This window comes from Streptomyces sp. NPDC002640, assembly GCF_053592575.1.
In genome coordinates this window covers 175411-192423 of sequence record NZ_JBSFVZ010000012.1, presented here as the reverse complement: position 1 = coordinate 192423, position 17013 = coordinate 175411, and the positions used below count along the sequence as shown (strand labels likewise).

Sequence of the window (17013 nt, the reverse complement as noted above, 5' to 3'; positions counted from 1 at the left end):
CGGGCACCACGCCCCGTACCGCACTCACTCGCCCCGCACGGCGCCCCATGGGTCGAGCTCCGCGTAGGCGAGCAGCCACTGGTGCTCGTACGTCCGACGGGCCGGTGCCGGCAAGAGAGCCAGCATCTTCGTGGCCGTCAGCTTCTCGGCGCCGTCCAGGAGCCACGGCAGGAGCCGAGGGGCGCCGGGGCCGATCCTCGCGGCGTGGACCTGGCCGAAGCGGGCCCATTGCTCCGGCGTCACGACCTCCTGGACGAGAGGAAGCGCTGCCTCCTCCTCATGGGCAAGGTGTCCGGTCAGGCCCGTGACGACGGAGTCGGCGAGGTCACAGGGCCTTCCGGCCACGTTGCCCCGCAGGGCCGGCCAGAGGGCCTCGTCCTCGGCCCTGTGGTGGACGCGCAGGCCGTCCTTCAGAAGGTCCCAGCCGACGGCGGCCCGCAGGGCCTCGAGATCTTTCTGACACTCGCCGAGGAACTGCACTTCGGGCGCACCGCCGCACGGCTCCATGTGAGCCAGGCGCGGGTGAGCCAGGCGATCAAGCAGCAGGAACGGCGCATCGGCGGCGCCCTGTTCGACCGTTCCAGCCGACGCAGTGTCCGGCTGACCCCGCTGGGCCGGCGTCGCCGTCGGGCGCAGACTGCCCTAGCCCATGCCACCCGGGGCAGAAGGCTTAGGGGCGCGCGCACGTGGAAACGACTACCCCCGAACGATCGTCGTGACGACGGCCGGCTACCCGGGGAGGGGTCCGACGTGGATGAGCCCTTGTACCTGAGACCCAAGGTGGACCCGCCGCTCGCCTCGCTGCTGGCGGACCGGCAGTTCCTGGGCTCCCTCGTCGACGCGCTCGGGTCCCCGCTCAACGTGCTGCTCCCCGAGACCGTGGCGGAGAACGCCGCCCGCTTCCGCGCCGTCTACCGCCGCCACCACCTCACCGGCCGCGTCCACTTCGCCCACAAGGCGAACCGGTCCAGCGCCCTGGTGCGGAGGCTGGCGGCCGAGGATCCGGCTGCCGTGGGCATCGACGTCGCCTCCGTGGAGGAGCTCCGGCACGCCCTCGGGTGCGGCTTCACCGGGGACCGCATCATGGCGACCGGCCCCAAGGACACCGCGTTCCTCTGGCTGGCGGCGCGGGTGGGAGCGACGGTGAACCTGGACTCGCCCGGAGAGCTGGCACGGTTGTCCGCCCTGGTGCGCCGGCACGGTCTCGCCCGGGTCGCCGTGCTGGTGCGCCTCTCCGGCTTCGAGCCGGCCGCCGACCACGGAGGAGCGGGCACCCGGCTGCTCTCCCGGCGCAGCCGCTTCGGTACTGCGGTGCGGGACGCGCACCTCCTGCTGTCGGGCCTCGAACGCGACGCGGACGCCGTGGAGTTCGTCGGTGCCGCCTACCACCTCGACACCACCGCCGTGGAGGAGAAGGCACGGGCACTGGAGCAGTGCGTGCTCTTCCTCGAGGAGTGCCGGGACCGGGGACTGACGCCGCGCGCCGTCGACATCGGGGGCGGGTTCGGGGTCGGCTATGTCGCCGAGGCGCGGGAGTGGGAGCGCTGGACGACGGCGCTGAGCGAGGCGGTGCTCGGGGTCCGCCCGCCGTTGACCTGGCGTGGTCACGGCTACGGACTGCGCAACGAGGGCGGCACGGTGCGGGGTTCCGCCGCGCTCTACCCCGCCCACCGTCCCACCGCCGGCCCCGGCTACCTCGACGAACTGCTCTCGCGCCCCGCGCCCGTGCTGGGGCGCCCGCCCGCCACCCTGCTGCTGGAGCACCTCCACGACCTGCACATAGAACCCGGGCGCGCCCTGGTCGACCAGTGCGGACTGTCGCTGGCCCGGGTGCTGGACGTGCGTCCGGCGGACCCGGAATCCGGTCACCACCTGGTGCACCTCGCCATGAACGCGGGCGACATGAGCCTGGAGGAGCACGGGGTCCTGGTGGATCCCGTCCTGCTGCCACGCGGCGAAGCGGCGGCGGGCGACGAGGAACCGGTCGGTGTGTACCTCACCGGCAATCTGTGCCTGGAAGGCGATCTGCTCACCCGCCGCCTGGTCTTCCTGCCCCGGCTGCCACGGGCGGGGGACCTGCTGGCCTTCGTCAACACCGCCGGATATGCCATGGACTTCCGGGCCCATCACGCGCAGCGGCACCCCCTCGCGCGGACGGTCGCGGTCGAGCGGCGGGGCGGCTCCTGGCACTGGTGCCCGGACGAGGACTACTGGCCGGTCGGTCTCGTGGAGGAGGCGACCCCGGGTCCTCCGCCCCCCGGTTCCCGACCTGGGCCGGACACCGGGCCGTAACCCGCCCTCTTCGGCGCCGGGCTCATCAGGACCTCGTGCGTCCGCACCGTGGTTCCCGCACCGCAAGGGTCAGGGGTTGCTGTTCGAGTGGGGCGCCGGGCCGGACGACGCGGGCATGCCTTGGCCGCGCCGGTGTGCCCACGGGCCCACGGGCCCACGGGCCCACGGGCCCACGGGCCCACGGGCCCACGGGCCCACGGGCCCACGGGCTTAGACGCGGGAGCGGATGGAAAGGATGCATCGCGAACGGATGTTCCTCGTGATGGAGGGCTACGGCGGGGAGCGGTCCCGCTCGTCGGGCGCGGAGGCGCCCCGCCGCCCGCGCGGCTGCGGCGGGCCCAGGACGGGGACTTCGGGCGGTGGTGGGGCGCGGGCGCCAGTAGCCGGTCGGTCCGTCGGGAGGGGAGTGTCATGAGGTACGACAGCATCGTCGAGGTCATCGGCAACACGCCGCTGGTGCGCATCGACCCGGCCGTCCACGGCCTGCGTCACATCGACCTGTACGCCAAGCTGGAGATGCTCAATCCGTTCGGGTCGGTCAAGGACCGGGCCGCGTGGAACATGGCCCGCGACGGCCTGGCCACGGCGGCCGGACGCGAGGCGACCGTGGTGGAACTGTCCAGCGGGAACACCGCGAAGGCGCTGGCGCTGCTCGCCGGCATGCACGGCCTGCCGTTCAAGAGCGTCACCAACCGGATGAGGGTCCCCGAGATCAAGGAACTCCTCCTGCTGCTGGGGGCCGAGATCGAGGAACTGCCGGGACGGAGCGAATGCCTGGACCCGACCGACACCGAGGACCCCCTGACCCGCTTCCACCAGACGCTGGCCGAGGAGGGCGGGGCCTACCTGCACACCGACCAGTACTTCAACCCGCGCAACACCGAGGCCCACGCGGTGGGCACCGGGCCGGAGATCGTGAAGGACCTCGACGGCCGGGTACCCGACTGGTTCATCGCCTGCGTGGGCACCGCCGGCTCCTCGACCGGGGTGGCACGGGCGCTGCGCGAGCACGACCCGGCGGTGCGGGTGGTGGGCCTCGTCGCCGACAAGTCGGACTTCATCCCGGGCATCCGCACCCTCGACGAGGTGCACCAGGTCGGTCTCTTCGACCCGGCGACCTACGACACCATCGAACCCGTGACCTCCGACGAGGCCATCGACGGGATGCTCACCCTGATCCGCCGCTGCGGCCTGCTCTCCGGCCCGACCGGCGGTGCCGCCTACCACGGTGCCGTCCGTCACCTGCGGGCGCTCGACGGGGAGCTGACGGAGCGGCGTACCGCGGTGTTCATCGTCTGCGACCGGGCCGAGAGCTACCTGAGCTACGTCCGGCAGCGCCGCCCCGAACTCCTCGGACGGCCCCCGAGGAAGAACTCGGTGGAGAGCCTCACCGGCGACGAGGCCGCCCGTCTCGCGAAGGAGGTCACGGTCCAGGAGGCCCGCCACCGGCTCTCCACGAGCACTCCGCCGCCCCTGGTGGTCGACCTGCGCGGGCCCCGCGCGTACGCGGCCCTGCACATCGAGGGATCCCTCAACATCCCCGACGAGCTCTTCGCCGAACTCGTCCGCGGCGGCCTCCCGTTCGCGCGCAGCCGCCCCGTCCTGCTGGCCTGTCCCGTCGGCGAACGGTCGGCCCGCTACGCCGCCCTGCTGACCCGCATGGGCCACCCCGACGTGCACAGCCTGGCCGGTGGCGTCGTCGCCTGGCGGGACTCCGGCGCGCCCCTGGTCCGGGACTGAACCATGACGAACCCGGCCATGACGGGCCCGCCCTACGACCCGGAACGCGAGCTGAAGGACCTCGAGTCCTGGCAGCGCGAGCTGCGCGAGCAGTTCCCCATCATCACCGGCAACCCGGACCTCGCCTACCTGGACAGCGCCGCCACAGCCCAGAAGCCGCAGGCCGTCCTCGACGCCGTCCACGCCTACCTGACCACCTCCAACGCCAACGCCGCCCGCGGTTCCTACCTCTGGGCGAACCGCACGACCGAGCTGGTGGAGCGCGCGAGGGACCGGGTCCGGTCCTTCCTGGGCGACCCGGAGGCCGGCGCCGACCGTCCCCGCTCGGGCGTCCGCTTCACCGGCGGCACCACCGAAGGGCTCAGGACCGTCGCCCGCGACTGGCTCGCGGACCGGCTCGCCGACGGCGACGAGATCCTCGTCCCGGGCGCCGACCACCGGGCGAACCACGAGCCGTGGCTGGAGGTCCAGCGGCTCCTCGCCGACCGGGGCGTGCACGTCCGGGTGCGGGAGCTGCCGTACCAGGCGGGGTCGGGCGACTACGACCACCGGGCGTTCCCCGGGCTGGTCGGGCCGCGGACCCGTTTCGTCGCGGCCACCCACGTCCACCACGTCCACGGCGGCGACATGAACGTGCACCGGATCCGGGAGGCCGTCGGCCCCGACGTGCCGATCTGCCTGGACGCCGCCCAGAGTGCCGGGCACCTGCCGGTCTCCGTGGAGCGCCTGGACGTCGACTTCGTCGTGTTCTCCGGCCACAAGGCGCTGGCGCTGCCCGGCACCGGAGTCGTCTGGTCACGCGACACCCGTGGTCCGGCCTTCCGCCCCGGTGGCTGGCAGGGCACCCCCAACACGGCCGGCATCGTCTCCCTCGACGCCGCACTGCGCTGGCTCGACGCCGCCGGCACCGACCGGATCGACCGGTGGACCACCGCCCTCGCGGCCCGTCTGACGGACGAGCTGCGGCACTGTCCGTCCTACGACATCCTCGGCTGCCAGGCCAGTCTGGCCGCCGGGCCGGCCGTGCAGCGACGCCACGGCATCGTGACCTTCCGCCACCGCGACATCCCCTCCGACGACCTCGGGTTCATCCTGGACAGCCACGGATTCATGGTGCGCGCCGACGCCCTCTGCCAGGCCGGGCAACCGGACGAGGCAGGATCGGTCCGGGTCAGCGTGCATGTGTACAACACGGTCGAGGAAATCGATCGCCTGCTGACCGTTCTTGTGGAACTCGCCTGACACATCGCCTCCTGCGAAATGGGAACCGTTTCCAGTAGTAGATTGGCCCGCAGTCGCCGAAGGGCCCGCACGCGGCGCGGCGGAAAGGTTGTCCGGTTCCATGGGCGTGAGCATGTCGACAGCACAGCGGTGGGTGGAGCGCTGGGAGCTGCAGCAGGAGCACTACGCGCTCGACCGTGAGACGCGGTTCACGGTGATCGCCGACGTGGTCGAGCACCTGGTCGGCGAACGGGAGAGGCCGCTGCTGCTCGACCTGGGCTGCGGGCCGGGATCCCTGTCCGCCAGGCTCGCCGCACGCCTGCCGCACGCCGAGATCGTCGCCGTGGACATGGATCCCTTCCTGCTCGAGCTGGGCCGGACCCACCGGCCCGACGCGGCCCGCTACGTCGATGCCGTGATGGGCGCGGAGGACTGGGCGGACGCGCTCGGGCTGGAGCGCCCGGTGGACGCCGCGGTCTCCACCACCGCCCTCCACTACCTGCCCGAACCGGTCCTCGCGGAGGTCTACGGCGAGCTCGCCCGCCGGCTCGGCGCGGACGGGGCCCTGGTCAACGGGGACCACTTCCCCGCCGAGGACCCGTGGCGAGCGCGACTGACCGCGCACCTCGGCCACCGGTTCGCGCGGCGGTCCCGGAGCGACGGCCGTGAGGACTGGGAGGCCTGGTGGGCGGCCGCCGCCCGGGAGCAGGAGTTCACCGACCTGCTCGAACGGCGGGAGTCCCGGTACGCGGCGCTCGAAGGGGCCGACACCACGGGCGACGGCCTCGGCGTGTCCCGCCACGTGGAACTCCTGCGGAAGGCCGGGTTCTGCGAAGCCGGCCTGGTCTGGCAGTACGGGGACAGCGGTGTCCTGGTCGCCCGCAGGAGGTGACCTCGGAGCAGTGTTCGCCCGTTTCCGGGTGGCGGCCCGGAAGCGGCCCGGTCGACACTGGAGGTGGCGGGGGAGAGAGGAGAGCGTCATGGCGACCGCCACCCACGCACCCCACACGGACCACCAGCACTCCCACGGCCCCGGCTGCGGGCACGTGGCCGTGCCGCACGCCGACCACGTCGACTACGCCCACGACGGCCATCTCCACCGGGTGCACGAGGGCCACGCCGACGAATGCGAGGCCGGCGAACACGCCACCCATCAGGATCACCAGCACCAGCACCGTCCCGGCTGCGGTCATGTCGCCGTCCCGCACCGCGACCACATGGACTACATCCACGACGGCCACCGCCACGCAGAGCACGACGGCCACTGGGACGACCACTGACCGACCGGCTCACCGGTTGCCCGGGGCAGGGACGGAACGCCCTCAGGCGCGTCGAGGACCGAGGGCCGAGGACCGAGGGCGGACCGGGCCGGACGGTGCCGTGGCTGCGACCACCGTCCGGCCCGGAGTCTTATTCGATGAGCAGGTGGTCGAACCGGGCCTCGCGGGCCGGCCGGTCCACCTCCACCAGGAGATCTTCGCGGAGGGTGCAGCAGACGCACCCGTTGGTCAGTCGTCGGGACGCAGCAGGCCGCGCTCGTACGCCTTGGCCAGGCGCTGCGGGACCAGGTGAGGGACGCCGTCCACGGTGACGGGGACGAGCTGCGGCGTGACCGCCTTCCACTGCGCGCGGCGATGGCGGGTGTTGGAGCGGGACATCTTCCGCTTGGGAACAGCCATGGGGGCTGACCTCCTCGATGGGGGTGCTTCGGTACGTCCCGGACGCTACATGAAAATGGGAATCATTAACAAAGTGTTGACGGACCGGCGGGAGGCGCCCGGCCGCGGCTCCGCCGAGTCGCGACCGGGCGCCTCCCGAGGTGACTCGGCGGTCACCAGGACGACTTGGTGACCCCCGGGAGGAACCCGGCGTGCGCCTGCTCGCGCAGCCGGACGCGGGAGAGACCGAACTTGCGCAGGTGGCCCCGGGGCCGGCCGTCCACACTGTCGCGGTTGCGGACCCGGGTGGCGCTCGCGTCGCGCGGCTGACGGCGCAACTCGGCCCAGGCGGCGGAGCGTTCGGCGTCCGAGGTGCAGGGACGGCGGGCGATCTCCTTGAGTTCGGCGCGCCGGGCGGCGTACCGCTCGACGGTCGCCCTGCGCTTCTCGTTCTGCGCGATCTTGCTCTTCTTCGCCATCAGGCCTTCCCTCCCCGGGCGCGGATGCGCGCCACCGCGGCCTCGACGCCGATGCTGTCGACGGTCTTGATCGCCTTGGCGCTCAGCGTCAGCCGGACGTACCGGCCCTCGCTCGCGAGCCAGTAGCGCTTGCGCTGGATGTTCGGGTCGAAACGGCGCGAGGTGCGCCGGTGCGAGTGGGAGATCTTGTTGCCGAAGCCCGGCTTGGCGCCGGTGAGTTGGCAGTGGGCGGACAAGGGGATACCTGCCTCTTCGTGGTCGGGGTGCGGTGGTGGAGCTGGTTTCGAAAATGAAAACCGTTCCCATATAGTACCGGTCATGGCACGCAACGAACTCCGCCCCGTCGTCAAGCTCCGCTCCACCGCCGGCACCGGCTTCACCTACGTCACCCGCAAGAACCGCCGGAACGACCCGGACCGCATGGTGTTGCGCAAGTACGACCCGATCGCCCGCAAGCACGTCGACTTCCGCGAAGAACGCTGACCCGGCCCCGCCTCCGCCCCACCCGTCAGACCTCGAAGGACATCCCATGAAGCCTGGAATCCACCCCGCCTACGGCCCCGTCGTCTTCCGCGACCGGGCGGCGAACCACGCCTTTCTCACCCGCTCCACCATGACCAGCGACAAGACCATCGAGTGGGAGGACGGCAACACCTACCCGGTCGTCGACGTCGAGATCTCGAACGTGAGCCACCCCTTCTACACGGGCACGGCGCGCGTCCTCGACACCGCCGGACGCGTCGAGCGGTTCGAGCGCCGGTACGGCCGGATGGGGGAGAAGTGATGGCAGGGCAGACCCCGCTGCCCGTCGTGCTCGTCGGCGGGCTGCACTCCGCCGCGCGCAAGGAGACCGTGGACGGTCTGCTGCGCGCCGTGCCCGGCAGCGTCGCGCTCCACCACGACCTGTCCACGGCGGCCGACGGCACCGTGCTTCGCCTGGTGCGGGACGCCTCGGGTGAGCTGTCCCGAGGTGACAGCCCGCTGGTCAACGACTGCGCCTGCTGCGCGCTGCGAGAGGACCTGGTCCCCGAACTGGAGCGGCTCGCGGACGGCGGCCTGACCCGGCTCGCCGTCGTCGAGCTGTGGGACTCGGTCGAGCCGAAGGCGATGGCCGAAGTCATCGCCGCGCACGGCGCCGGCGCCCTGGAACTCGCCAACGTGATCACGGCGGTCGACCCCGCGCTCGTCCTGCCCTGCCTCGGCAACGGCGACGACCTCGCCGAGGCGGGCCTCGCCGCCGCCGCGACCGACCGGCGCACCGTCGGCGACACCTGGGCCCGGCAGCTGGAATACGCCCCGGTCCTCGCCGTCGTCGACAGCGACGAGGCCGACGACGAGGACCGCGCCCTGCTCGCCCAGCTCCACCCCACCGCCCGCCAGGTCCCGGCCGGATCCGGCGCACTCGCCCGACTGGCCTTCGCGGGCTTCGACGTCGACGCCGCGGCGGCCGCCCAGCACCCGGCCTGCGCCCTGCTCCCGCAGGAAGCCGACGAGGCCGGGGTGGCCACCTTCGTCTGGCACCGCGACCGGCCCTTCCACCCCGAACGCCTCTACCAGGCGCTCGAGGACCTGTGCTGCGCCGCCGCCCGCAGCCGCGGCCGGTTCTGGCTCGCCGACCGCCCCGACACCCTGCTCGCCTGGGACTGCGCGGGTGGCGCCCTGTGCGTCGAGAGCGCCGGCCCGTGGCTCGCCGCGCTGCCGGAGGCCGCCTGGGAGATGGTGCCGCCCGTGCGCCGGGCGGCCGCCGCCCTGGACTGGCACGCCGAGCACGGCGACCGCTGCCAGCACCTGGTCTTCACCTCGCCCGGTCTCGACCGGGGCAACCTCGAGCGGCTCCTGGAGTCCTGCCTGCTCACCGACGCCGAGTACGCGGCCGGCCGCGAGGCGTGGAAGCACCTGCCCCGCGCCTTCGACGCCCTCCTCGACGCCGCCTGACCACCGCGACACCCACCTACGAGAGACCTATGAGAGACCTACGAGAGGAACGAATCCCGATGACACGACGCCACGACCCCCGCAAGCCCCTCAAGGCCCGACCCAACCCCCTCGACGCGGCGGGGATCACCTACGTCGACTACAAGGACACCGACCTGCTGCGGAAGTTCATCTCCGACCGGGGCAAGATCCGCAGCCGCCGCGTCACCCGGGTCACCGCCCAGCAGCAGCGGCGGATCGCCGCGGCGGTCAAGAACGCGCGGGAGATGGCCCTGCTGCCCTACGCCGGCAGGTGAGGAGGCTTCCTGCCCGCACCGCCGTACCGAGCGCGGGGGCCGTCGGCGCAGGGGCCGTCGGCCTCAGGGCTCGGCCGGTGCGTCCCGCAGACCCAGGCGCAGGTGCTCCACGTGGTGCAGGGCCTGCTCGAGGAGTTCGGCGACATGGTTGTCGTAGAGGGCGTAGATGACCGAGCGGCCCCGGCGCTCGGCGGTGACCAGGTCGAGATTGCGCAGCAGCCGCAACTGGTGGGAGCAGGCGGACTGCTCCATGCCGACGGCGTCCGCGAGCTCCGTCGCGGCGCACGGGCCCTCCTGGAGGCGGGCCAGGATCCGCAGCCGGGACGGGGTCGCCAAGGCCTGGAGGGCGGCGGCCACGTCGGCGGCGCCCACGGCTTCGAGGCGCTCGCGTGCGGTGGCGGGGGTACTGATCTCAGCTCCGTGGCCCATGTCCCCATCCTATGAGGACCGGTGGAGGAAACCCATGAACGCATGAATAGGTGTTCATGTGATCCTGTATGGTGGGAGGCGCGGCGCCCCCTGAGGAGGGGCCGCTGTTCCGTCCTGTCCTCGTGAAGGGTCCCCACTGCGATGACCGCCACCCTCGCTCCCGCCCCGGCGGACCGGGCCGCCCGTCGGCGCGACGGCGGTGCGCCCCGGCGGCGCACCCGTGTTCTCGCCCTGCCCGAGGCGCGCTGGGCCGCGGCGGCCACCGCCTTCTTCCTGCTCGCGCTGCCGCTGCACCTGACCGGCGCCCCGGCGTGGACCTGGGGCCCGCTCTACGCGCTGACCTATGCGACCGGCGGCTGGGAGCCCGGCCTGGAAGGTCTCCGGGCCCTGCGCGAGAAGACCCTCGACGTCGATCTGCTGATGGTCGTCGCCGCCCTCGGGGCCGCGGCGATCGGCCAGGTCATGGACGGGGCCTTGCTGATCGTCATCTTCGCCACGTCGGGGGCGCTGGAGGCGCTGGCCACGGCGAGGACCGCCGACTCCGTGCGAGGGCTGCTGGACCTCGCACCCGCGACGGCGACGCGGGTCGACGCCGAGGGCGGCGAGGAGACCGTCGCCGCCGAGGAGCTGTCGGTCGGCGACACCGTTCTCGTCCGGCCCGGGGAACGCGTCGGAGCCGACGGACGTGTCCTCGACGGGGCGAGCGACATCGACCAGGCCACCATCACCGGCGAGCCCCTGCCCGTCGGCAAGGCCAAGGGGGACGAGGTCTTCGCCGGCACGCTCAACGGCACCGGCGTCCTGCGCGTGCGCGTCGAGCGCGACCCCTCCGACACGGTGATCGCCCGGATCGTGCGCATGGTGGAGGAGGCGTCCGAGACCAAGGCGCCCACCCAGCTGTTCATCGAGAAGGTCGAACAGCGTTACTCCGTGGGCATGGTGGTGGCGACCCTCGCGGTCTTCCTGGTGCCCCTGGCCTTCGGCGCGGACGTCGGTGACTCGCTCCTGCGGGCCATGACCTTCATGATCGTCGCCTCGCCCTGCGCGGTGGTCCTGGCGACCATGCCGCCCCTGCTGTCGGCCATCGCCAACGCCGGACGCCACGGGGTGCTGGTGAAGTCGGCCGTGGTCATGGAGCGGCTCGGCCAGGTCGACGCGGTGGCGCTCGACAAGACCGGAACCCTCACCGAGGGCACTCCGCGCGTCACCGCCGTCCGGCCGCTGACCGGGTCCGGACTCGGCGAGGACGAACTGCTGGCGCTGGCAGCCGCGGCGGAGCACCCGAGCGAGCACCCGTTGGCGCGGGCCGTGGTGGACGCTGCCCGCGAGCGCCAACTCGGCCCGGCGGCGGCGCAGGACTTCGACTCCACACCCGGTGTCGGCGTGACCGCGACCGTCGAGGGGCGCGTGGTCGCGGTCGGCGCGCCGGCCCGGCTGCTGGAGGGCGTGCCGGACAGCGAGGCCGCCCGGGCGGCGTCCGCCCTGGCCGGAGAGCTGGAGGAGGGCGGGTGGACCGCCGTGCTGGTCACCGTGGACGGCACGCCCGCAGGGGTGCTCGGCGTCGCGGACCGGCTGCGCCCCGACGCCGCCGGCACCGTCGCCGCGCTCACCTCCCTCACCGGGCACGCGCCCGTGCTGCTGACCGGCGACAACCCCCGGGCGGCCGCGCGCCTCGCCGCCGAGGTGGGCATCGAAGACCTCAGGGCCGGACTGCTGCCCCAGCACAAGGTGGAAGCCGTCCGGGAGTTGGAGGACACCGGCCGCAAGGTCCTGGTCGTCGGCGACGGAGTCAACGACGCTCCGGCACTCGCGGCGGCGCACATCGGCATCGCGATGGGCCGGGCGGGCTCCGACCTCGCCCTGGAGACCGCCGACGCGGTGATCGTCCGCGACGAACTGGCCACCGTGCCCGCCGTGATCTCCCTCTCCCGCAAGGCCCGCAGGCTCGTCGTGCAGAACCTGGTCATCGCCGGGATCTTCATCACCGGCCTGGTGGTCTGGGACCTCGTGGGCCACCTGCCGCTGCCGCTGGGCGTCGCGGGCCACGAGGGCTCCACCGTCATCGTCGCACTCAACGGGCTGCGCCTGCTGCGCGAGTCGGCCTGGAAGGGAGCCGCCGCGTGAGCCGCCGCAAGACGCCCGCCAGGGCCGCGGCACCCGCCGCCCCCCGGTGCACGGTCACCGTCTGCCGGGGATGCTGCTGCGGTACGCCCAAGATCCCCGGCGTCGACCACGCCGCGCAGCTCGCCGGCCTGAAGGCCGCGCTGGGCCCGGTCGCCCAGGTGCGGGTGGTGAACTGCCTGGATGCCTGCGAGCACGCGAACGTCGTCGTCGTGCAGCCCTCCTCGGCCGGCCGGGAGGCCGGCGGCCGTCCCGTCTGGCTCGGCCTGGTCAACGACCCCGACGCGACGGCCGACATCGCCGCGTGGGTCACGGACGGGGGCCCCGGCATCGCCGAGGCGCCACCGGTCCTGGAGTTGTACGCGTTCGCCCCGTCCCGGCGGGTGAGGCGCGCGGTGGAGGACTGAGCGCCCCGGCGCGGAACGCTCCCGGCGCCGAGGGCCCCCAGCACCGCATGCCCGCGGCGCGACGGCCCGCGCCTGGAGGCGTCACCGGCCCACGGGGTCGCCTTCGGCGCCGTCGGCGGGCGTGCGCAGTGTCGCGTGCCCGCCGTGACGCAGCGGGGTGCTCAGCCGCAGGCGGGTCACCTCCCGGCCCGAGGTGGCGTCGACGATGTGCACCTCGCCGTGGCCGCCTCGGGTGACGGCGACCCAGTCGGCCCCGGGTGAGGCGGCCACCGCCCGCCGCTCCACGCCCTCCCACGGGGTGGCAGCGCGGCCCGGGGCGCCGTCCATGGCGGGAAGCGGCACGCGACGGACGGCCCCGTCGAGGCCCAGGAGGACCAGTTCGTCGCCGTCCGGGTGGATGCGGGTGAACGCGGTGTGGTGCCGGGCGAACGCGAGCCGGAAGACCAGGCCGGGTCCGAGGACGGTCAGCGACGTGCGGCCCGTGGCCAGGTCGTGGCGCCAGGCGTGGTTGGTCCACTCCGGCCAGCGCAGCGGGTCCGTGGGGCCGCCCCGCAGGGTGCTCCACAGGGCGGGACCGCGCGTGTCCAGCCGCAGGTACCAGCCGCGGGCCGGGTGTTCCCAGGGGATCACCGGCTCGGCGGTCAGGCCGCCGCCTTCCCGGCGGGCCCGGTGCACTCCCTCGCCGGTGGCCGCGAACACCCGGCCCGAGGCGGGCTCGTAGGCGTCGCCGTGTCCGTCGTCCGGCAGGGGGAGCAGCGCGTCGGGCGGCTGCGGCGGACAGCCGGGAGGCGCGGCCAGGAGGTCCGTGAAGCGGTGGACGGCCAGCGCCCCCGGTTCCCGATGGCGCAGCACGACCAGCGGTTCCTGCCCACCCGTCAGGGTCACGCCGGGTTCACCGGTGCGTATGCGGACCCGGGCCGCCTCACCGGTGGCGAGGTCCACGACCGTGAGCAGGTCCGACCACGGCTCGGTGTTCCTGCCGAGTCCGGTGGTGACGGCCAGTCGGCGGCCGGCCGGTTCGCCGGCGAGGTGTTCGGCCGGCACGGCGACCGGGACCGCGGCCTCCACGAGCCGGTCGCCGAACGGGGCCAGCACGAGCAGTTCGCCCCGGCGGTCGTCGACACAGGCCGTCCGTCCGCCCGGCAGGGCCAGGAAACCGGCGTGCTCCGACAGGTGGCGCCCCGTCAGGCGGGCGACGACCTCGCCGTCCGGAACGGTCACCACGTGGACACAGCCGTCGACATGGTCGGAGACGAGGAGCACGGCGGGGGGTGCGGGCACGGAGACCTCCAAGGGAACGACAATGAAAACGATTATCATGTATGTTCAGCGTGTTCGGGACCCCGGAGAAGAAAGTGAGGGCGTCGATGCTCCGAGCACCGTCGAAATCCGTCCGTACATGGTTCGCCTCGGTGACGGCCGCCGCCGTGCTGGCCGGCTGCGGTTCGCCGTCGGGTGAACCCGCGGAGGGCAAGGGCGAACCAGCCGCCAGGACCGAGGTGACCGTCGAACCCATCAAGGCGGCGACGGAGTTGACCGACGTCAACGGCGCGAAGGTCGCACCGGAGAAGCGACCGGAGCGGATCGTCTGCCTGTTCGCGCTCTGCGACGACATCCTGACCGAGCTGGGCATCGTGCCGGTCGCCACCAACAGTGCGCTGCTGGCCCACCCCGGCTTCCTCGGCGAGGACAAGGCCAAGGAGGTCGACGTCATACCCGGCGGGTTCATAGCCCCCGAGGTGGAGGCGGTCCTGTCCCACAAGCCGGACCTCGTGATCGGGCTGGGAGACACCCACGGCAAGCTGGCCCCCGCGCTGAAGGGCGCCACCACCTTCTGGGCGATGCAGCCCGAGACCTGGCAGGACAGCGTGGGCTACCTGCGTGACGTCGCGGCGCTCACCGGCCGCACCGAGGAGGGCGAGAAGGCCGAGAGGGCCTTCCGGACCAAGCTCGCCGAGGCCGAGAAGACGCCCAGCGACCGGACGGCCCTGATCATCTACGGCAGCGACGAGAACTTCGGCGTCGCCACCCCGGAGGGTGACGTGGCCGCCAGCCTGTTCCCGAAGATCGCCCAGTACCCGTGGAAGTCCCGTGGCGTCGAGGGCAGTTACAGCCTCGAGGAGATCCTCGCGCAGGGCGTCGACGTGCTGTTCGTCGAGACGATGAGCTTCGGGGACCAGGACGGCAAGCTCTCGGAGAAGCTGGCGAAGAACCCTCTCTGGAGCAAGATCCCCGCGGTCCGGAACGGCGACGTCCACGAGGTGGACCCGGAGGCCTGGGCGAAGGGGCGCGGCACGCGCTCGCTGGGAATCGTCCTCGACGAGGCCACGGCCGCGCTGCGGTGAGCGCGGCCCGGCCCGCAGCGGCAGGCCCGGCCGGCCCGGTGCGCCCCGCCCGGCCCCGGTGGCGGACGCACCGCCAACCGGTCCTGCTGACACTCCTCCTGATCGCCGCCTCGGTGTGCGCCCTGAGTGCGGGCACCCCCTACGTCCCGCCGCACCGGCTCGTCGGCGCGGCCCTGGAGGGGGAGGCCACGCTCGCCGGCATCGTCCTCACCGAACTCCGCCTGCCCCGGCTGGTGCTGGCGCTCGCCGCGGGGGCCTGCCTGGGCGCCGCGGGGCTGGTGCTCCAGGAGGCGCTCCGCAACCCTCTGGCGGTGCCGGAGATGCTGGGCGTCTCCTCCGGGGCCGCGCTCGGGGTGGCCGCGCCCCTGGTGCTGACCCTCTCGATCCCGCTCGCGGTCCAGCCGCTGCTGGCGGTCGGCGGGGCCGCGCTCGGCGGCGGGCTCACCCTGCTGGCCGCCGGGCTGGGCCGCAGCCCGTCGGCCGTGCTGCTCACCGGAGCCGCGGTCGCTGCCGCCCTGCAGGCCGCGCTGCTGGTGCTGATGGTGATGGCCGACCAGCTCGACCTGCAGCTGATCTACCGCTACCTGCTCGGCTCCCTCTCCGCCCGGACCTGGGACGACGTCGCCGGCCTGTGGCCGTGGCTGCCGGCCGCCGTCCCCGCGCTGGTCCTGTGCGCCCCGGTGCTCTCCGTGATGCGGCTGGGCGACGAGGACGCGGAGGCCCTCGGGGTGCGGGCCCGGCGTGCGCGGTTCGTGGCGCTCGCCGTGGCCGTCGTCCTCATCGCCCCCGTGACCGCCGCGTGCGGGCCGGTGGCGTGGGTGGGGTTCCTCGCCCCGCACCTGGCCCGCTGGTTCCTTCCCGGCGCGGGCGCGGTGCGGTGGCTGCCCTGGTCCGCCGCGTGGGGCGCGGTCGTGGTGACCGTCGCCGACATTCCGGCCCGGCTCGCACTGGCGCCGGTGGAGACACCGGCGGGCGCCTGGACGGCGCTTCTGGGCGTCCCGGCCGGGGTCGCCCTCATGCGCGCGGGCGACGGCCGCTCCCGGAGCGGCAGCGGTGCCCCGGCCGGCGGGAAGGAGACGCGATGAGCCGGCGTTTCACGGCGCTCGCGGCGCTGGCCCTCGTGCTGGCCGCCGTCGAACTGGTCGCCGGACGCGGGATGTCCCCCGGCGCCGTCTGGCAGGTCCTGGGCGGTGGCGGCGACCCGACGGAACGGCACATCCTCCTGCAGCTCCGCCTGCCCCGGCTGCTGGTGGCGCTCGGGTCGGGCGCGTGCCTGGCCGTCGCGGGGCTCGTACTCCAGTCCGCGCTGCGCAACCCGCTCGCGGGACCGGAGGTGACCGGCGTGACCCCGGGCGCCGTGCTCGGGGCGGTGACCGCGACGGCCCTCGGTGTGGCCGGCTGGGACTCACCCCTGGCGGTCGTGGTCGCCGCCTGCGTGGGCGGCTGCTGCGGAGCCGCCCTGCTGTGGCTGCTGGCCGGCCGCGGCGGCGGCGACCCGGCGAGGACGGCCGTGCACGGCGTGCTGGTGTCGGCGGTGCTCGGCGGGCTCACCGCCATGGTGCTCCTCGTACGGCCGGGCGAACTCGGCAGCGTGGTGCAGTGGCTGGTCGGCACCACGGAAGGCCGTGTGTGGCAGCACTGGCACCTGCTCTGGCCGTGGGCCCTCGCCTGGGGCGTCGCGGCCTGGCTGCTGGCGGGGCCGCTGACCCTGCTGCGCTGCGGCGACGAGATCGCCCTGGCCGCCGGTCTTCCGGCCCGCCGGGCCCGCACCCTGGCGCTGCTGTGCGCGGTGGCGCTGACCGCGGGCGCCGTCGCCGCCGTGGGCGCGCTGGGGTTCGTGGGGCTGCTGGTCCCGCACCTGGCGCTGGCCGTGTTCGGCGCCGACCTGCGGGTGAGCCTGCCGGGGGCCGCCCTGCTCGGCGCGGTGGTCATGTGCGGCGCCGACGCGGCGGCGCAGCTGTCCTCGCGGCTGCTGGCGGCCGCGCTGGACTCCGGGCGGCTCACCCTGCCGGTCGGGGCGCTCACCGCGTGCCTCGGCGCCGCCCTGCTGCTGGCCGTCGTGCGCCGCGCGCCGAGCCGTACGTTCTGAT

The 17013-nt window shown here is 73.8% G+C and carries 20 protein-coding genes and 2 pseudogenes; 15 read left to right on the top strand and 7 right to left on the bottom strand.

The genetic code is table 11. The features are described 5' to 3' along the window. Positions 1-24 precede the first annotated feature (24 nt). Positions 25-480 carry a hypothetical protein gene (locus tag ACWD3O_RS18300; protein ID WP_451416601.1) on the bottom strand — a complete coding sequence of 152 codons (456 nt, stop codon included), beginning with the start codon at positions 478-480 and terminating at the stop codon, positions 25-27. Here ACWD3O_RS18300 and ACWD3O_RS18295 point away from each other — a divergent pair. From ACWD3O_RS18295 to ACWD3O_RS18270, 6 genes and pseudogenes are all read left to right on the top strand, one after another. Then, positions 391-627, top strand: a pseudogene (locus ACWD3O_RS18295) (helix-turn-helix domain-containing protein); the annotation flags it as partial. The gene ACWD3O_RS18300 and the pseudogene ACWD3O_RS18295 overlap by 90 nt on opposite strands. A 123-nt stretch (positions 628-750) precedes the next feature. Continuing rightward, positions 751-2292 (top strand): Y4yA family PLP-dependent enzyme, encoded by a 1542-nt coding sequence (locus tag ACWD3O_RS18290; protein ID WP_451416600.1) that lies wholly within the window; start codon positions 751-753, stop codon positions 2290-2292. Positions 2293-2703: 411 nt separating this feature from the next. After that, the gene (locus ACWD3O_RS18285) at positions 2704-4032 is read left to right on the top strand and encodes a pyridoxal-phosphate dependent enzyme (protein WP_451416542.1); all 1329 of its coding nucleotides are present in this window, start codon (positions 2704-2706) and stop codon (positions 4030-4032) included. A gap of 3 nt (positions 4033-4035) precedes the next feature. After that, the gene (locus ACWD3O_RS18280) at positions 4036-5274 is read left to right on the top strand and encodes an aminotransferase class V-fold PLP-dependent enzyme (protein ID WP_451416541.1); all 1239 of its coding nucleotides are present in this window, start codon (positions 4036-4038) and stop codon (positions 5272-5274) included. Between the two features lie 100 nt (positions 5275-5374). Beyond that, positions 5375-6145, top strand: a complete 771-nt coding sequence (locus tag ACWD3O_RS18275; RefSeq protein ID WP_451416540.1) for a class I SAM-dependent methyltransferase — start codon at positions 5375-5377, stop codon at positions 6143-6145. Between the two features lie 88 nt (positions 6146-6233). Next, the gene (locus ACWD3O_RS18270; RefSeq protein ID WP_451412557.1) at positions 6234-6533 is read left to right on the top strand and encodes a hypothetical protein; all 300 of its coding nucleotides are present in this window, start codon (positions 6234-6236) and stop codon (positions 6531-6533) included. Between the two features lie 133 nt (positions 6534-6666). On the opposite strand, the pseudogene ACWD3O_RS18265 reads toward ACWD3O_RS18270, so the two are convergent. The 4 genes and pseudogenes from ACWD3O_RS18265 to rpmB form a co-directional block, all read right to left on the bottom strand. Beyond that, a pseudogene (locus ACWD3O_RS18265) lies at positions 6667-6765 on the bottom strand (GTP-binding protein); the annotation flags it as partial. After that, positions 6762-6932, bottom strand: coding sequence for a 50S ribosomal protein L32 (rpmF, locus tag ACWD3O_RS18260; RefSeq protein WP_451416539.1), 171 nt, complete (start codon positions 6930-6932; stop codon positions 6762-6764). The pseudogene ACWD3O_RS18265 and the gene rpmF, both read right to left, overlap by 4 nt. Positions 6933-7084: 152 nt before the next feature. After that, the gene (gene rpsN, locus ACWD3O_RS18255) at positions 7085-7390 is read right to left on the bottom strand and encodes a 30S ribosomal protein S14 (RefSeq protein WP_451412559.1); all 306 of its coding nucleotides are present in this window, start codon (positions 7388-7390) and stop codon (positions 7085-7087) included. After that, on the bottom strand, positions 7390-7626 hold the full coding sequence (gene rpmB / locus ACWD3O_RS18250) for a 50S ribosomal protein L28 (RefSeq protein WP_451412560.1): 237 nt from the start codon (positions 7624-7626) through the stop codon (positions 7390-7392). The genes rpsN and rpmB overlap by 1 nt, the downstream gene beginning before the upstream one ends. Before the next feature lie 82 nt (positions 7627-7708). Here rpmB and rpmG point away from each other — a divergent pair, with 82 nt between their 5' ends. The 4 genes from rpmG to rpsR are packed head-to-tail and all read left to right on the top strand — an operon-like array spanning position 7709 to position 9621. Beyond that, positions 7709-7873 (top strand): 50S ribosomal protein L33, encoded by a 165-nt coding sequence (rpmG, locus tag ACWD3O_RS18245; protein ID WP_451412561.1) that lies wholly within the window; start codon positions 7709-7711, stop codon positions 7871-7873. Positions 7874-7919: 46 nt separating this feature from the next. Continuing rightward, entirely contained in the window at positions 7920-8174 is a 255-nt protein-coding gene (locus ACWD3O_RS18240) for a type B 50S ribosomal protein L31 (RefSeq protein ID WP_451412562.1), read from the top strand. Continuing rightward, on the top strand, positions 8174-9325 hold the full coding sequence (locus tag ACWD3O_RS18235) for a CobW family GTP-binding protein (protein ID WP_451412563.1): 1152 nt from the start codon (positions 8174-8176) through the stop codon (positions 9323-9325). Before ACWD3O_RS18240 ends, ACWD3O_RS18235 begins: the two co-directional genes overlap by 1 nt. 59 nt (positions 9326-9384) lie before the next feature. Then, the gene (rpsR, locus tag ACWD3O_RS18230; RefSeq protein WP_451412564.1) at positions 9385-9621 is read left to right on the top strand and encodes a 30S ribosomal protein S18; all 237 of its coding nucleotides are present in this window, start codon (positions 9385-9387) and stop codon (positions 9619-9621) included. A gap of 63 nt (positions 9622-9684) precedes the next feature. On the opposite strand, the gene ACWD3O_RS18225 is transcribed toward rpsR, so the two are convergent. Continuing rightward, complete coding sequence (locus ACWD3O_RS18225) at positions 9685-10050, bottom strand: ArsR/SmtB family transcription factor (RefSeq protein ID WP_451412565.1); 366 nt, start codon at positions 10048-10050, stop codon at positions 9685-9687. Between the two features lie 141 nt (positions 10051-10191). Between ACWD3O_RS18225 and ACWD3O_RS18220 the strand changes: the two genes are divergently transcribed. Together ACWD3O_RS18220 and ACWD3O_RS18215 are read left to right on the top strand one after the other, a co-directional pair. Continuing rightward, a complete protein-coding gene (locus ACWD3O_RS18220; RefSeq protein WP_451416538.1) occupies positions 10192-12174 on the top strand; it encodes a heavy metal translocating P-type ATPase in 1983 nt (660 codons plus the stop codon). Next, complete coding sequence (locus ACWD3O_RS18215) at positions 12171-12578, top strand: (2Fe-2S) ferredoxin domain-containing protein (protein WP_451416537.1); 408 nt, start codon at positions 12171-12173, stop codon at positions 12576-12578. The genes ACWD3O_RS18220 and ACWD3O_RS18215 overlap by 4 nt, the downstream gene beginning before the upstream one ends. 81 nt (positions 12579-12659) lie before the next feature. Here the strand turns inward: ACWD3O_RS18215 and ACWD3O_RS18210 are convergent, their stop codons facing one another. After that, positions 12660-13859: a hypothetical protein gene (locus tag ACWD3O_RS18210; RefSeq protein WP_451412568.1), complete on the bottom strand. Its 1200-nt coding sequence runs from the start codon at positions 13857-13859 to the stop codon at positions 12660-12662. 86 nt (positions 13860-13945) lie between these two features. Between ACWD3O_RS18210 and ACWD3O_RS18205 the strand changes: the two genes are divergently transcribed. The 3 genes from ACWD3O_RS18205 (at position 13946) to ACWD3O_RS18195 (ending at position 17012) form a co-directional block, all read left to right on the top strand. Beyond that, positions 13946-14923 (top strand): ABC transporter substrate-binding protein, encoded by a 978-nt coding sequence (locus tag ACWD3O_RS18205; RefSeq protein WP_451412569.1) that lies wholly within the window; start codon positions 13946-13948, stop codon positions 14921-14923. Positions 14924-15036: 113 nt separating this feature from the next. Next, entirely contained in the window at positions 15037-16008 is a 972-nt protein-coding gene (locus tag ACWD3O_RS18200) for a FecCD family ABC transporter permease (RefSeq protein ID WP_451412570.1), read from the top strand. Continuing rightward, complete coding sequence (locus ACWD3O_RS18195; protein WP_451412571.1) at positions 16005-17012, top strand: FecCD family ABC transporter permease; 1008 nt, start codon at positions 16005-16007, stop codon at positions 17010-17012. Before ACWD3O_RS18200 ends, ACWD3O_RS18195 begins: the two co-directional genes overlap by 4 nt. The last annotated feature ends 1 nt before the right edge of the window (position 17013 follow it).

What these genes read in the sequence shown, in the direction of transcription:
- ACWD3O_RS18205 (WP_451412569.1), top strand. Translation starts at nt 13,946, where the DNA reads ATGCTCCGAGCACCGTCGAAATCCGTCCGTACATGGTTCGCCTCGGTG.
- rpmF (WP_451416539.1), bottom strand. Translation starts at nt 6,932, where the DNA reads ATGGCTGTTCCCAAGCGGAAGATGTCCCGCTCCAACACCCGCCATCGC.
- ACWD3O_RS18225 (WP_451412565.1), bottom strand. Translation starts at nt 10,050, where the DNA reads ATGGGCCACGGAGCTGAGATCAGTACCCCCGCCACCGCACGCGAGCGC.
- ACWD3O_RS18195 (WP_451412571.1), top strand. Translation starts at nt 16,005, where the DNA reads ATGAGCCGGCGTTTCACGGCGCTCGCGGCGCTGGCCCTCGTGCTGGCC.
- ACWD3O_RS18285 (WP_451416542.1), top strand. Translation starts at nt 2,704, where the DNA reads ATGAGGTACGACAGCATCGTCGAGGTCATCGGCAACACGCCGCTGGTG.
- rpsR (WP_451412564.1), top strand. Translation starts at nt 9,385, where the DNA reads ATGACACGACGCCACGACCCCCGCAAGCCCCTCAAGGCCCGACCCAAC.
- ACWD3O_RS18235 (WP_451412563.1), top strand. Translation starts at nt 8,174, where the DNA reads ATGGCAGGGCAGACCCCGCTGCCCGTCGTGCTCGTCGGCGGGCTGCAC.
- ACWD3O_RS18275 (WP_451416540.1), top strand. Translation starts at nt 5,375, where the DNA reads ATGGGCGTGAGCATGTCGACAGCACAGCGGTGGGTGGAGCGCTGGGAG.
- ACWD3O_RS18280 (WP_451416541.1), top strand. Translation starts at nt 4,036, where the DNA reads ATGACGAACCCGGCCATGACGGGCCCGCCCTACGACCCGGAACGCGAG.
- rpsN (WP_451412559.1), bottom strand. Translation starts at nt 7,390, where the DNA reads ATGGCGAAGAAGAGCAAGATCGCGCAGAACGAGAAGCGCAGGGCGACC.
- ACWD3O_RS18240 (WP_451412562.1), top strand. Translation starts at nt 7,920, where the DNA reads ATGAAGCCTGGAATCCACCCCGCCTACGGCCCCGTCGTCTTCCGCGAC.
- ACWD3O_RS18270 (WP_451412557.1), top strand. Translation starts at nt 6,234, where the DNA reads ATGGCGACCGCCACCCACGCACCCCACACGGACCACCAGCACTCCCAC.
- ACWD3O_RS18220 (WP_451416538.1), top strand. Translation starts at nt 10,192, where the DNA reads ATGACCGCCACCCTCGCTCCCGCCCCGGCGGACCGGGCCGCCCGTCGG.
- rpmG (WP_451412561.1), top strand. Translation starts at nt 7,709, where the DNA reads ATGGCACGCAACGAACTCCGCCCCGTCGTCAAGCTCCGCTCCACCGCC.